The sequence below is a fragment of the Streptomyces sp. NPDC091416 genome, from assembly GCF_044756845.1.
Taxonomy (GTDB): Bacteria; Actinomycetota; Actinomycetes; order Streptomycetales; family Streptomycetaceae; genus Streptomyces.
The window spans coordinates 366,733-379,312 of sequence record NZ_JBIVTU010000007.1; the positions used below are offsets into that span (position 1 = coordinate 366,733).

11 protein-coding genes are annotated in these 12,580 nt (G+C 72.1%); 10 read left to right on the top strand and 1 reads right to left on the bottom strand.

What is annotated here, in order from left to right; genetic code table 11:
- The first annotated feature begins 60 nt into the window (after window positions 1-60).
- Window positions 61-1,014, top strand: coding sequence for a 5-dehydro-4-deoxyglucarate dehydratase (locus tag ACIQMX_RS22800; protein WP_363075651.1), 954 nt, complete (start codon window positions 61-63; stop codon window positions 1,012-1,014).
- On the top strand, window positions 1,011-2,189 hold the full coding sequence (locus ACIQMX_RS22805; protein WP_402480594.1) for a hypothetical protein: 1,179 nt from the start codon (window positions 1,011-1,013) through the stop codon (window positions 2,187-2,189). The genes ACIQMX_RS22800 and ACIQMX_RS22805 overlap by 4 nt, the downstream gene beginning before the upstream one ends.
- On the opposite strand, the gene ACIQMX_RS22810 is transcribed toward ACIQMX_RS22805, so the two are convergent.
- On the bottom strand, window positions 2,172-3,380 hold the full coding sequence (locus ACIQMX_RS22810; RefSeq protein ID WP_402480596.1) for an MFS transporter: 1,209 nt from the start codon (window positions 3,378-3,380) through the stop codon (window positions 2,172-2,174). The genes ACIQMX_RS22805 and ACIQMX_RS22810 overlap by 18 nt on opposite strands.
- A gap of 257 nt (window positions 3,381-3,637) precedes the next feature.
- Between ACIQMX_RS22810 and ACIQMX_RS22815 the strand changes: the two genes are divergently transcribed.
- The 8 genes from ACIQMX_RS22815 to ACIQMX_RS22850 all read left to right on the top strand — a co-directional run bounded on the left by ACIQMX_RS22815 (window position 3,638) and on the right by ACIQMX_RS22850 (window position 12,506).
- Window positions 3,638-4,294 (top strand): GntR family transcriptional regulator, encoded by a 657-nt coding sequence (locus tag ACIQMX_RS22815; RefSeq protein WP_363075645.1) that lies wholly within the window; start codon window positions 3,638-3,640, stop codon window positions 4,292-4,294.
- A gap of 32 nt (window positions 4,295-4,326) precedes the next feature.
- Complete coding sequence (locus ACIQMX_RS22820; RefSeq protein ID WP_363075741.1) at window positions 4,327-5,229, top strand: dihydrodipicolinate synthase family protein; 903 nt, start codon at window positions 4,327-4,329, stop codon at window positions 5,227-5,229.
- The gene (gene araD / locus ACIQMX_RS22825) at window positions 5,226-6,953 is read left to right on the top strand and encodes an L-arabinonate dehydratase (RefSeq protein WP_363075643.1); all 1,728 of its coding nucleotides are present in this window, start codon (window positions 5,226-5,228) and stop codon (window positions 6,951-6,953) included. Before ACIQMX_RS22820 ends, araD begins: the two co-directional genes overlap by 4 nt.
- A gap of 142 nt (window positions 6,954-7,095) precedes the next feature.
- Window positions 7,096-8,025, top strand: a complete 930-nt coding sequence (locus ACIQMX_RS22830; protein WP_363075641.1) for a sugar ABC transporter permease — start codon at window positions 7,096-7,098, stop codon at window positions 8,023-8,025.
- The gene (locus tag ACIQMX_RS22835; RefSeq protein WP_363075639.1) at window positions 8,022-8,942 is read left to right on the top strand and encodes a carbohydrate ABC transporter permease; all 921 of its coding nucleotides are present in this window, start codon (window positions 8,022-8,024) and stop codon (window positions 8,940-8,942) included. Before ACIQMX_RS22830 ends, ACIQMX_RS22835 begins: the two co-directional genes overlap by 4 nt.
- A gap of 5 nt (window positions 8,943-8,947) precedes the next feature.
- Window positions 8,948-10,126, top strand: a complete 1,179-nt coding sequence (locus ACIQMX_RS22840; protein WP_363075637.1) for a Gfo/Idh/MocA family oxidoreductase — start codon at window positions 8,948-8,950, stop codon at window positions 10,124-10,126.
- Window positions 10,123-10,950 carry a PmoA family protein gene (locus tag ACIQMX_RS22845; RefSeq protein WP_363075635.1) on the top strand — a complete coding sequence of 276 codons (828 nt, stop codon included), beginning with the start codon at window positions 10,123-10,125 and terminating at the stop codon, window positions 10,948-10,950. Before ACIQMX_RS22840 ends, ACIQMX_RS22845 begins: the two co-directional genes overlap by 4 nt.
- Window positions 10,947-12,506, top strand: coding sequence for a family 43 glycosylhydrolase (locus ACIQMX_RS22850; protein WP_402480600.1), 1,560 nt, complete (start codon window positions 10,947-10,949; stop codon window positions 12,504-12,506). The genes ACIQMX_RS22845 and ACIQMX_RS22850 overlap by 4 nt, the downstream gene beginning before the upstream one ends.
- The last annotated feature ends 74 nt before the right edge of the window (window positions 12,507-12,580 follow it).

The following is a 12,580-nucleotide window of genomic DNA, read 5'->3' on the forward strand; positions in this document are numbered from 1 at the left end:
GTTCATGAATATGGACGTCAATCAGAATTGTGCACGCCTGAAACCGCTCAGGGAGCGCCCGTGACCTCAGCCCCACTTGCCGCCCGACTCACCGCTGTCGCCGGGCCGCTCTTCTTCCCCGTCACCGCCTACGGGCCGGACGGCTCCGTCGACCTCGACGCCTTCCGCGCGCACGTGCGCGCGGGCGTCGACGCCGGTGCGGCGGCGGTCTTCGCCTGCTGCGGCACGGGCGAGTTCCACGCCCTGACGCCCGAGGAGTTCCGCCTCGTCGTCGCCGCGGCCGTCGAGGAGACCGCCGGCGCGGTGCCCGTCGTGGCGGGCGCCGGATACGGCACCGCCCTCGCGGTCCAGTTCGCGAAGCTCGCGGAGGAGGCCGGCGCGGACGGGCTTCTCGCCATGCCGCCGTACCTGGTTGTCGCCGGCCAGGAGGGGTTGCTGGCCCACTACACGGCGCTGGCCGCCGCCACCCGCCTGGAGACGATCGTCTACCAGCGCGACAACGCCGTCTTCACCCCCGAGACCGTGGTCGCGCTGGCGAAGACGCCGGGGATCATCGGCCTCAAGGACGGCTACGGCGATCTGGACCTGATGCAGCGCATCGTGAGCGCCGTGCGCACCGGACTGCCCGGCCAGGACTTCCTGTACTTCAACGGGCTGCCCACCGCCGAGCTGACGGGCCTCGCCTACCGGGGTATCGGCGTCACGCTCTACTCCTCCGCCGTGTTCGCCTTCGCGCCCGACATCGCGCTGGCGTTCTACCGCGCTCTGGAGTCCGGCGACGACGCCCGCGTCAACGCGCTGCTCGACTCGTTCTACCGGCCGCTCGTCGAACTGCGCGCCAAGGGCCGCGGCTACGCCGTCTCGCTGGTCAAGGCGGCCGTCCGCCTCCAGGGCCTGGACGTCGGCGAGGTGCGCAGCCCGCTGACCGAGCCGCCGGCCGCGCACATCAAGGAGCTGACGGAGATCATCGCGGCCGGCCGCGCGCTGCTGGAGAGCGCGGGGGAGCGCGGATGAGGGCCTCCGCCTTCCTGTACCCGTGGGACGTCGTCGGGGACCCCGGCGCGGCCGCCCGCGTCGCGGACCTCGGCGTCCGGCAGGTGACGCTCGCCGCCGCCTACCACTCCACCCGGGCCCTGACCCCGCGCCATCCCTCGCACCGCATCGTGACGGCCGGGCACGCCGCGGTGCTGTACCCGCCGGACGCCGACCGGTGGGCGGGGCGCGAACTGCGGCCGTACACGCAGTCCTGGGTGGACTCGGAGGACGCCTACGCGGAGGCAGCCGAGGCGCTGGCCGGTGCCGGGCTCGACGTGCACAGCTGGGTCGTGCTCGCGCACAGCTCCCGGCTGGGCGCGGAGCATCCGGAGACCTCCGTGGTCAACGCCTACGGTGACCGCTACCCGTGGGCCCCGTGCATCGCGCAGCCCGCGGTCCGCGCGTATCTGGTGGACCTGGCCGCGGAGGCGGCGGTGCGGGACGGGGCGCGCGGGACCGAGCTGGAGTCGTGCGGCTGGTACGGCTTCGCGCATCTGCACGCCCACGACAAGGTCGGGGGCGTGCAGCTCGGGGACGCGGCGCAGTACCTGATGTCGTTGTGCTTCTGCCCGGACTGCCGGGCCGGATACGGCGGGCAGGGGCTGGACGACGCGGAGTTGAGCCGTGCCGTGCGGGGCGCGCTGGAGCCGGTCTGGGCCGGTTCCGGGGCGCCGGAGGCGGGCTGGGGCGGGGTCGAGAAGCTGCTCGGCGCCGATCAGGCCGCGGCCACGCTCCGGTACCGCACCGAAGTGGCCCGAGGGCTCCAGGAGTCGGTGGTCGCCGCGGTGCGCGCCGCGGCCGCCCCCGGGTTCCAGGTGCTGCTGCACGCGGACCCCGCGTCGTACCGGTCCGGCGCCAACGTGGGCGTCGACCCGGAGCACATCCTGTCCGTGGCGGACGGCGTGGTGCTGCCGTGCACGGGCGGTGACGCGGCGCGCGAGGCGGTGCTCGGCCCGTTCGCCGGACGCGGAGGCGTCCTCGCGGCCAACCTCACCGTGGTGCGCGGGATGGGCGGCGACCCCGCCACGCTGGAGCGCGACGCCGCCCACGCGGCCTCGCTCGGTGCGAACCAACTGCGCCTGTACCACGCGGGGCTGGCCTCGGGTCCCGACCTCGAAGCCGTCGCCGCGGCGCTCTCACGCCTCGGCCGCTGACGTCGCGCCGGCCGGCGGGGGGCATCTCCGCCGGCCGGCGACCAGCGAGACGGCCGTCAGCAGCGCCACCACGCCCACCAGCGGCAGCAGCACCCGCGCGTCCACCAGCGCGACCACCCCCGCGCCGAACGCCAGCCCCACCGCGTTGGGTGCCATCATCAGCGTGCCCGCGGCCGCGGACGTCCGGCCCGCCACGGCGTCCGGGGTCTCCCGCTGCACCGCCGTCATCGCGGCGATCAGCACGCAGGGCAGGCCCAGACCGATCAGCGCGCACGCCGTCAGCGCCACGGTGTCGTACGGCAGCGCCCGCAGACCCAGCGCCGCCGCGAACACCGTGATGCCCACGGCCGCGAACACCCGTTCCGGAAGCCGTCGCAGCAGCGGTCCGGCCAGCAGCCCGATCGTGACGGACCCGATGCCCTGCGCCGCGTAGAGCACTCCGGCGTACGCGGGGGAGCGGCCGAGCACACCGTCCACGACGGCGTACAGCAGCGCCCCGTTGAGCCCGGCGCACAGCATCGTGACGGATCCGGCGAGCACCAGCGGCCGCAGCACCGGCGACCCCCACACCTGCCGCGTCCCGGAGGCGCGGCGGACCTCGGCCGGTGCCGGTCCCCGCACCCGCAGCAACCCGACGAGGCCCGCGGCCAGGGCGAAGGAGACCGCGTCCAGCAGGGCCACCGAGGCGCCGCCGAAGCGGGCGCAGAGCGCCGCGCCGGTGAGCGGGGCCACCAGCTTCATGCCCTCGTTCGCCACCATCCGCAGACCGTTGAAGTCGCCCAGCAGGCGGGCGTCCACGGCCTGCGCCACCAGCGCGGACTCGGCCGCGTCCATGAGTACCGAGCCGGCCCCGTACAGCAGGAGGACGGCGAACAGGATCCAGATCCGCCCTGCCGAGTCCACAGCGGTCAGTGTCGTCAGCAGCAGTGCCATGACGACGTTCGTCCCCACCAGCAGGGGCTTCCTGGGCCACCGGTCGGCCACCGCTCCGAGAGTCGGCCCGAAGAGCACCGGCAGCCAGACCGCGAAGAGGGCCAGCGCCGCCAGACTGTCCGAGCCCGTCAGCGACTTGACCCAGATTCCGGCGGCCAGTGACATCGCGGAACTGCCGAAACCGGACACCACTACTGCCGCGAGGAACACCCCGGCCGTCCGGTCCCGGAGTACCCGCCGCCCTGCCGTCGCACCCATTGAACCTCCCTGACCTGCACGTCCGTCAGGCGATCACGTTGGCCCCTAAGGCCGTTGGGGCGCATCGGGAGGATGCCTCAGGCGGCGGGAGGGCGGGGGCCGACCGCGGAGATCGGTGTACGGCACATGTCCTGGTCCGCCGAAGTTCTTCTGTCAGAAGCGTTGACGAAACATTCGTGGCGCCTCTAACTTCATCGCGTCGTACTTCGTACGTCATATATGAGACGCGATACGCGAGATGCGAGAGCCCTTCACTCATGACCTTTGCGCCCACCCCGATTCCGTCCCGCACCCAGTACGTGCTGGAGGCGATCAAGCACGCGATCCTCACGGCGCAGCTGAGACCAGGGCAGGCGCTCGTCGAGACCGAACTCGCCGCACAGTTCGGGGTGTCCAAGACCCCCGTCCGTGAGGCGCTCAAGACCCTCGCCGGGAGCGGCCTGGTCGTCATGAGCCAGTACAAGGGCGCCATCGTGCGGCTCGTCGACGCGACCATGGCCCGGGAGGTGTACGACGTGCGGCTGCTGCTGGAACCGGAGGCGCTGCGCCGCTCGATCACCCGCAAGGTCTCGCTGGACGCGGCCCAGGAGGCCCTGGAGCGCGCCGACTCGGCGCGCGACAAGGCGGACAGGTCGCTTGCCAACCGGGACTTCCACCGGGCGCTGTACCTGCCCTGCGGCAACCCGCTGTTGTCCCGGATGCTCGATGAGCTGCGCGACCAGGCCGCCCTCGTCTCGACGGTCGCCTGGTCGGCCATCCCGTCCTGGGAGCGGGAGGCGGCCGAGCACTGGGAGATCCTGCGGCTCGCGCTCGCCGACGACGCGGACGCGGCGGCCGGGGCTCTGCACGACCACATCGCGTCGTTCGTGCGCCGCGCCTTCCCCGACGACGAAGACGGGGGTGACGCGGCGTGAACCAGCAGCACACCGACGAAAGGCCTGTCCGCATGGACCTCACACCGCTGAAGGCGGCCCTCGCAGACGTCGTGGCGATCCCGGTGACCCCGTTCGCCGAGGACGGCACCATCGACACGCAGGCGCACCGCGCGCTGCTGCGAAGGATGCTCGACGGCGGCGTGCGCATCCTCACCCCGAACGGCAACACCGGGGAGTTCTACGCGCTCACCCCCGAGGAGCGGCGCACCGTCACCGAGCTGACCATCGCGGAGGCCGGCGGCCGCGCCACGATCCTGGTCGGCGTCGGGCACGACGTGCCGACCGCCGTCGCCGCCGCGGAGCACGCCCGCGACGCCGGCGCCGAGATGGTGATGGTGCACCAGCCCGTCCATCCGTACGTCTCGCAGGACGGCTGGATCGACTACCACCGGGCCATCGCCGAGGCCGTCCCCGGACTCGGTGTCGTCCCCTACATCCGCAACCCGCACCTCGACGGCGGGTGCCTGGTGGAGCTCGCCGACAGCTGCCCCAACGTCATCGGCGTCAAGTACGCGGTCCCGGACGCCGCACGCTTCGCCGCCTTCGCCCGGGACGCGGGCCTCGACCGCTTCGTCTGGGTGGCCGGACTCGCCGAGCTGTACGCACCCTCCTACTTCTCCGCGGGCGCCACCGGCTTCACCTCCGGCCTCGTCAACATCGCGCCCGGCGTCTCGCTGGGCATGCTGGAGGCGCTGCGGGCCGGTGACCACCCGGCCGCGATGAAGGTCTGGGAGCAGATCCGCCGCTTCGAGGAACTGCGCGCCGACCGGCAGTCCGCCAACAACGTGACGGTCGTCAAGGAGGCCCTGGCCTCGCTCGGCCTGTGCGGCCGCGATGTGCGCCCGCCCAGCCGGGTGCTGCCCGAGTCGCAGCGCGCCGAGGTCGCCGACCAGGTCGCGGGGTGGTCCATATGACCGGCCGCGTCACCCCGGAGGAGCTCCGCAGCCACCAGTGGTACGGCACCGACGGGCTGCGCTCCTTCAGCCACCGGGCCCGCACCCGCCAGCTGGGCTACCTCCCCGAGGAGCACCTGGGCAAGCCGGTCATCGCGATCCTCAACACCTGGTCCGACATCAACCCCTGTCACGTCCACCTCCGCGACCGCGCGCAGGCGGTCAAGCGCGGGGTCTGGCAGGCCGGCGGCTTCCCGCTCGAATTCCCGGTCTCCACGCTCTCGGAGACCTTCCAGAAGCCGACCCCGATGCTCTACCGCAACATGCTGGCGATGGAGACGGAGGAGCTGCTGCGCTCCTACCCCGTCGACGGCGCCGTGCTGCTCGGCGGCTGCGACAAGTCGACGCCCGCGCTGCTGATGGGCGCCGCCTCCGTCGACCTGCCCGCCGTCTTCGTGCCGGCCGGGCCGATGCTGCCGGGGCACTGGCGCAACGAGGTCCTCGGCTCCGGCACCGACATGTGGAAGTACTGGGACGACAAGCGGGCCGGCCTCATCGGCGACTGCGAGATGGGCGAACTGGAGAACGGGCTCGCCCGCTCGCCCGGCCACTGCATGACGATGGGCACCGCCTCCACCCTGACCGCGGCCGCCGAGGCGCTCGGTGTCACCGTCCCCGGCGCCTCCTCCATCCCGGCCGTCGACTCCGGCCACGACCGGATGGCCGCGCAGTCGGGACTCCGGATCGTCGAACTGGTGTGGCAGCAGCGGAAGCTGTCGTCGATCCTCACCGCGGAGGCGTACGAGGACGCCGTCGCCACCGTCCTCGCGCTCGGCGGCTCCACCAACGCCGTCATCCATCTCATCGCCATGGCGGGCCGCTCCGGAATCAAGCTCACCCTGGACGACTTCGACCGCGTCGCCCGCACCGTGCCCGTGCTGGCCAACCTGCGGCCCGGCGGGAAGTACCTCATGGAGGACTTCCACTTCGCCGGCGGACTGCCCGGGTTCCTGGCCCGGCTGACCGACGTCCTGCACCTGGACCGGCCCACGGTCGCGCACGACACCCTGCGCGAGCAGCTCGACGGCGCACTCGTGCACAACAGCGACGTCATCCGCGAACGCGACAACCCCCTGGCCGAGGAGGGCGGCGTGGCGGTGCTGCGCGGCAACCTCTGCCCCGACGGCGCGGTCATCAAGCACATCGCCGCCGAACCGCATCTGCTGCGCCACACCGGCCCCGCGGTCGTCTTCGACGACTACAAGGAGATGCAGCGCACCATCAACGACCCGGCCCTGGCCCTGACTCCGGACCACGTTCTGGTGCTCCGCAACGCCGGCCCCAAGGGCGGCCCCGGGATGCCCGAGTACGGGATGCTGCCGATCCCCGACTACCTGCTGAAGCAGGGAGTACGGGACATGGTGCGGATCTCCGACGCCCGGATGAGCGGTACCAGTTACGGCGCCTGCGTCCTGCACATCGCCCCCGAGTCGTATGTGGGCGGGCCTCTCGCGCTCGTGCGGAGCGGTGACCCGATCACCCTGGACGTCGAGGCGCGCCTGCTCCATCTCGACGTGCCGGAGGAGGAGCTGGAGCGGCGCAGGGCCCAGTGGACGCCGCCCGCCACCCGGTACGAGCGCGGCTACGGGGCGCTGTACCACGACCAGATCACCCAGGCCGACACCGGCTGTGACTTCGCCTTCCTGGCCCGGCCGGGAGAAGTCCCCGACCCCTACGCCGGCTGAACGGCCCCGCGGAATTCGAGCGCCCCGTCCCGTTCGGTATACCGAACGACATGCGGCAAGCGCTTGCGCACTACACGCATCACCCTGCACGCACCCTCAGCACCACCGTGCACCCGTACCTGAGAGAGAACGGAGACGTGTCATGGCCCAAGCCGCCGCTGTGGCCACACCGCCCAAGGTGCCCAAGCGCCGCTCCGCGAGCCCCCGCCGACTGCCGTATCTGCTGATCGCCCCCGCGGGGCTGCTGATGCTGGGCTTCATCGCCTACCCGGTGATCAGCGTCTTCTACTACAGCCTGCAGAACTACAACGTCACCAAGCCGTGGCGGAACGGCTTCGCGGGCTTCGACAACTTCACCCGGCTCTTCACCGAGGACGACCAGTTCTGGACGACCCTTGGCTTCAGCGCCCAGTGGGTGGTCGTCCAGGTGGCGCTCCAGCTCACCCTCGGGCTCGCACTCGCCCTGATCGTCAACCAGAGCTTCATCGGCCGCGGGATCTCCCGCGCCATGGTCTTCTCGCCGTGGGCCGTCTCCGGTGTGCTGACCAGCACCATCTGGATCCTGCTCTACAACTCCTCGACCGGATTCAGCCGCTACCTCGCGGACGCCGGAATCGGCGACTACGGGACCTCGGTGCTCTCCGACACCGGCACGGTGTTCTGGGCCGCGACCGTCGCCGAACTCTGGCGCGGAGTCCCCTTCTTCGCCATCCTCATCCTCGCCGACCTGCAGTCCGTCTCCAAGGAACTGTACGAGGCGGCGTCCGTCGACGGCGCCGGACGGCTGCGCCAGTTCTTCCACATCACCCTGCCCCACCTGCGGGACGCGATCATCCTGTCCACGCTGCTGCGCGGGGTCTGGGAGTTCAACAACGTCGACCTGCTCTACACCCTCACCGGCGGCGGGCCCGCAGGCGAGACCACCACCCTGCCGCTCTACGTCGCCAACACAGGCATTGAGGGCCACGACTTCGGGTACGCCTCCGCGCTCACCACCGTCGCCTTCGTGATCCTCCTCTTCTGCTCGATCGTCTATCTGCGCCTGAGCAAGTTCGGAGGCGACCACAAGTGACTGCCGCACTGGCCGAGAAGAACGGCACCGACGCCGCACGACCGCCCGTCCAGGACCACCGCGCCCCGACCGCGCACCGGCGCTCCAAGCCCGGCCGCGAACGCGCCTTCGACGACGTACCGCGCTGGCAGATCTACGTACCGCTGGGCATCTACCTCGTCTTCACCCTCATCCCGTTCTACTGGATGTTCCTGTTCGCCGTGCGCCCCGCGGGCTCCACCTCGCTGGTGCCCTGGCCGATGACCGGGGAGCACTTCTCCAAGGTCTGGAACGAACGCAGCTTCGCCGTCTTCTTCCAGAACAGCATGATCGTCGGGGTCTGCACCCTGGTCTGCACGACGCTCGTCGCGCTGGCCGGCGGCTACGCGCTCGCCCGGTTCAACTTCAGGATCAAGAACGGCTTCATGCTGGCGCTGCTCTGCTCGCAGTTCATCCCGGGCGCGCTGATGCTCGTACCGCTCTTCGAGATCTTCAAGAACCTCCAGATGATCAACTCCCTGGGGAGCGTGGTCATCGCCGAGACGGTGTTCCAGCTGCCGCTCTCCATCATCCTGATCAGCGGATTCATCAAGAACGTGCCGGTCACCCTGGAGGAGGCCGCCTGGGTGGACGGCTGCTCGCGCTTCCGGGCCTTCTGCGCGGTGGTGCTGCCGCTGCTGCGGCCGGGCCTCATCGCCGTCGGCTCCTTCGCCTTCGTGCACAGCTGGAACCACTTCCTGTTCGCCCTGATGTTCCTCAGCGAGCAGGACAAGCAGACGATCCCGGTCGGCCTGAACACCCTCATCGGCGCGGACAGCGTCGACCTGGGCGCGCTCGCCGCCGGCGGAGTGATCGCCGCGGTCCCCGTGGTGATCGTCTTCGCCTTCATCCAGAAGTGGCTCATCACCGGCTTCAGCGCCGGCGCAGTGAAGGGGTGACGGACATGCCGTCGATACCCAGCACACCCGTCCCGATCGTCCTCGCGGGCGCCCGCGGCCATGGACGCTGGCACCTCGCCAACATCCGCCGCCTCCAGCACCAGGGCCTCGTACGGCTCGCCGGAGTCTGCGAACCGAATCAGCTCGACGGCGGCGAACTCGACGCCTTCGCCGGTGAACTCCCCGAGCAGTCTGCCGACTTCGGTGCGCTCCTGGACTCCACCGGGGCCCGCGTCGCCGTCATCTGCACCCCGATCCAGACCCACGCCGAACTGGCGCTCACCGCCGCCGCCCGGGGTGTCCACCTCCTCCTGGAGAAGCCGCCCGCCGCGACGCGGGCCGACTTCGAACGGATCCTGGCCGGGGTGCAGGACGCCGGCATCGCCTGCCAGGTGGGATTCCAGTCGTTCGGCTCGCACGCCGTGCCCGCCATCCGCGAGCTCGTACGCAGCGGCGCCATCGGCACCGTCCAGGGCTACGGGGCCGCGGGCGCCTGGGTCCGGGACGAGGCCTACTACCGGCGGGCGCCCTGGGCCGGGCGGCGCCGGATCGGGGACACCGACGTCGTCGACGGGGTCCTGACCAACCCGCTCGCCCACGCCGTCGCCACCGCCCTCGAACTGGCGGACAGCGGCACGGCCCAGGACGTGGTGGCGGTGGAGACCGAGCTCTTCCGCGCCCACGGCATCGAGGCCGACGACACCTCCTGCGTCCGCATCACCACCGCCTCGGGCGTCCCGGTCACCGCCGCCGTCACCCTCTGCGCGGAACAGGCCGGGGAACCCTATGTGATCGTCCACGGCGACCACGGCCGGATCACCTTCTGGTACAAGCAGGACCGGGTCCTCGTCCAGCGCGCGGGACACGGCCCCGAGGAGTCCGTGCACCGGCGGACCGACCTCCTGGAGAACCTCGTCGAGCACCTGGTGCGGGATGCCGCACTGCTCGTACCGCCGCACCGCACCGGGGCGTTCATGGAGGTCGTCGAGGCCGTACGGACCGCCGACGAGCCGCGCGCCCTGCCTGCCGACGCCTGGTACACCGTGCCCGCGACCGCCTCCACCGCCTCTCGCCGGGTGGTGCGCGGGATCGACGGACTGGTCGCGGCGGGCGCCGACACCCTCACGCTCTTCTCCGAACTCGGCGTCCCCTGGGCGTTTCCCATCGAGGTGAGTTCATCGTGACGTCCACCGCACTGCTGAGCTGCGCCGGCCGCCCGGTCGGCCGCTACACCTACCTCCCCGCTCCCGACGGCCGTCCCTACCTGCACCCGGTCACCACCCTCGCCGGCACCCCCGTCACCGAGGAACGTCCGGCCGACCACGTGCACCACCTGGGCACCTCCGTCGCCGTCCCGGACGTCGCCGGGCACAACTTCTGGGGCGGCCGCACCTTCGTCCGCGGCCAGGGCCCCACCGTGCTCGACAACCACGGGGTCCAGCGCCACCTCGGCTGGAAGCTCCGCGACCCGGACGGGTTCGTCGAGGAGCTCAGCTGGGAGGCCGGTGACACCGAACTGCTGCGGGAGCACCGCACGGTCGCCGCCGCGGAACTCTCCCCGTCCGCCTGGGCGCTGGACTTCTCCTTCTCGCTCACCAACCGGGGCACCTCGGACCTGTCGATCGGCAGCCCCGCGACCAATGGGCGGCCGGGCGCCGGCTACGGCGGCTTCTTCTGGCGGGCGCCCAAGGAGGCCTCGGCGCCCGCCGTGTTCAGCGGCTCCGCGGAAGGCGAGGAGGCGGTGCACGGGAAGGCCGCCGACTGGGTGGCGATGAGCGGCGACGGCTGGACCCTGGTCTTCGCCGGGGCGACCGAGGAGACCCGCCGGGACCCGTGGTTCGTGCGGACCACCGAGTACCCGGGCGTCGGCTCCTCCCTCGCCGCCGACCGCCGGCTCCCCGTTCCCGCGGGTGCGACGATCGTGCGCCGGGTCGTCACCGTCATCGCGGACGGCCGGCTCGACCGGGACGAGGCCGCAGCCCTCGTCCGCCGGGCGGTGACCGCGTGAGCGCCCCGGCCGGGCGTCCCTGGACCGCCGACCTCGGCGACGGCACCTACCGCAACCCGGTGCTGAACGCCGACTGGTCCGACCCCGACGTGGTGCGCGTCGGCGAGGACTTCTACCTCACGGCCTCCAGCTTCGGCCGGGTCCCCGGACTGCCGCTGCTGCACTCGCGCGACCTCGTCAACTGGACCCTGATCGGCCACGCCCTGGACCGCCTCGAACCGGCCGCGGACTTCGCCGTGCCGCGGCACGACTGCGGGGTGTGGGCACCGTCGCTGCGGCACCACGCCGGACGGTTCTGGATCTTCTGGGGCGACCCCGACCACGGCATCCAGCAGATCAACGCCGAGGACATCCGCGGACCGTGGAGCGCGCCCCATCTGGTCAAGGCGGGCAAGGGACTGATCGACGCCTGCCCGCTGTGGGACGAGGAGACCGGCGAGGCGTACCTCGTGCACGCCTGGGCCAAGTCGCGCTCCGGGATCAAGAACCGGCTCACCGGCCACCGGATGAGCCCCGACGGACGGGAGCTCCTCGACGAGGGCAAGACCCTGATCGACGCCGACACGATCCCCGGCTGGTTCACCCTGGAGGGCCCCAAGCTCTACCGCCGGGACGGCGAGTTCTGGATCCTCGCCCCGGCCGGCGGGGTGAGCACGGGCTGGCAGGGCGCCTTCCGCTCCCGGGAGTTCTTCGGGCCGTACGAGGAGCGCGTCGTCCTGTCCCAGGGCCGTACGGAGGTCAACGGACCGCACCAGGGCGGCTGGGTCACGACCCCGGCCGGCGAGGACTGGTTCCTGCACTTCCAGGAGCGCGGGGCGTACGGGCGGGTGGTACACCTCCAGCCGATGCGCTGGGACGCGGCGGACGGCGGCTGGCCGGTCATCGGGGACAAGGGCGAGCCCGTCACCGTACACACCAAGCCCCTCGCGCCCGAGCAGTCCGCGGCGGCCCCGGCCAGTGGCGACAGCTTCCCGGGCGGCCGCTACGGCAGGCAGTGGCAGTGGACGGCCGATCCCCGCCCCGGCTGGACCGTCGAGCACGGCGGGGACGGGCTGCGGCTCAGCTGCGTACGGACCGCGTACGCGCACGATCTGCGGGCCCTGCCCAATGTGCTGGTCCAGCGGATGCCCGCCGAGACGTTCACCGTGGAGGCCGGGCTGGCCCTGAACAGCGAGGTGCCGGGTGCCAAGGCCGGTCTCACGGTGCTCGGGGACGCCTTCAGCTGGATCGGCCTGGAGCGGCCGGCGGACGGTGCGGCCGGGATCCGGCTCGTGCACCGGTACGCCGAGTCGGTCGCCGAGCACGAACGCGACGCCGAGCACGCGCGGGCGGCCCCCGACGGCACGGCCCGGCTCCGGATCGAGGTCGCCCCCGGCGCCCGCTGCCGCTTCTTCGCCGACACCGGGGACGGGGCCGGATTCCGGGCATCGGGCCAGGTCTTCGCCGCCACCCCGTGGCGCTGGGTCGGCGCCCTGCTCGGCCTGTTCGCCACCGCACCGCCGGGAACGGGGCCGGCCGGGACGGCCTGCTTCACCGGATTCCGCACCACCCCCTGAAACGCGTACCGGACAGGTCGTCGAAGGGAGACGGCCGGCCGGCACCGGACCACCGAACCCCCCACTCATGCGCA

Coding starts and splice junctions, on each gene's coding strand:
- araD (WP_363075643.1), top strand. CDS start 5,226: ATGACCGGCCGCGTCACCCCGGAGGAGCTCCGCAGCCACCAGTGGTAC.
- ACIQMX_RS22810 (WP_402480596.1), bottom strand. CDS start 3,380: ATGGGTGCGACGGCAGGGCGGCGGGTACTCCGGGACCGGACGGCCGGG.
- ACIQMX_RS22815 (WP_363075645.1), top strand. CDS start 3,638: ATGACCTTTGCGCCCACCCCGATTCCGTCCCGCACCCAGTACGTGCTG.
- ACIQMX_RS22830 (WP_363075641.1), top strand. CDS start 7,096: ATGGCCCAAGCCGCCGCTGTGGCCACACCGCCCAAGGTGCCCAAGCGC.
- ACIQMX_RS22840 (WP_363075637.1), top strand. CDS start 8,948: ATGCCGTCGATACCCAGCACACCCGTCCCGATCGTCCTCGCGGGCGCC.
- ACIQMX_RS22805 (WP_402480594.1), top strand. CDS start 1,011: ATGAGGGCCTCCGCCTTCCTGTACCCGTGGGACGTCGTCGGGGACCCC.
- ACIQMX_RS22820 (WP_363075741.1), top strand. CDS start 4,327: ATGGACCTCACACCGCTGAAGGCGGCCCTCGCAGACGTCGTGGCGATC.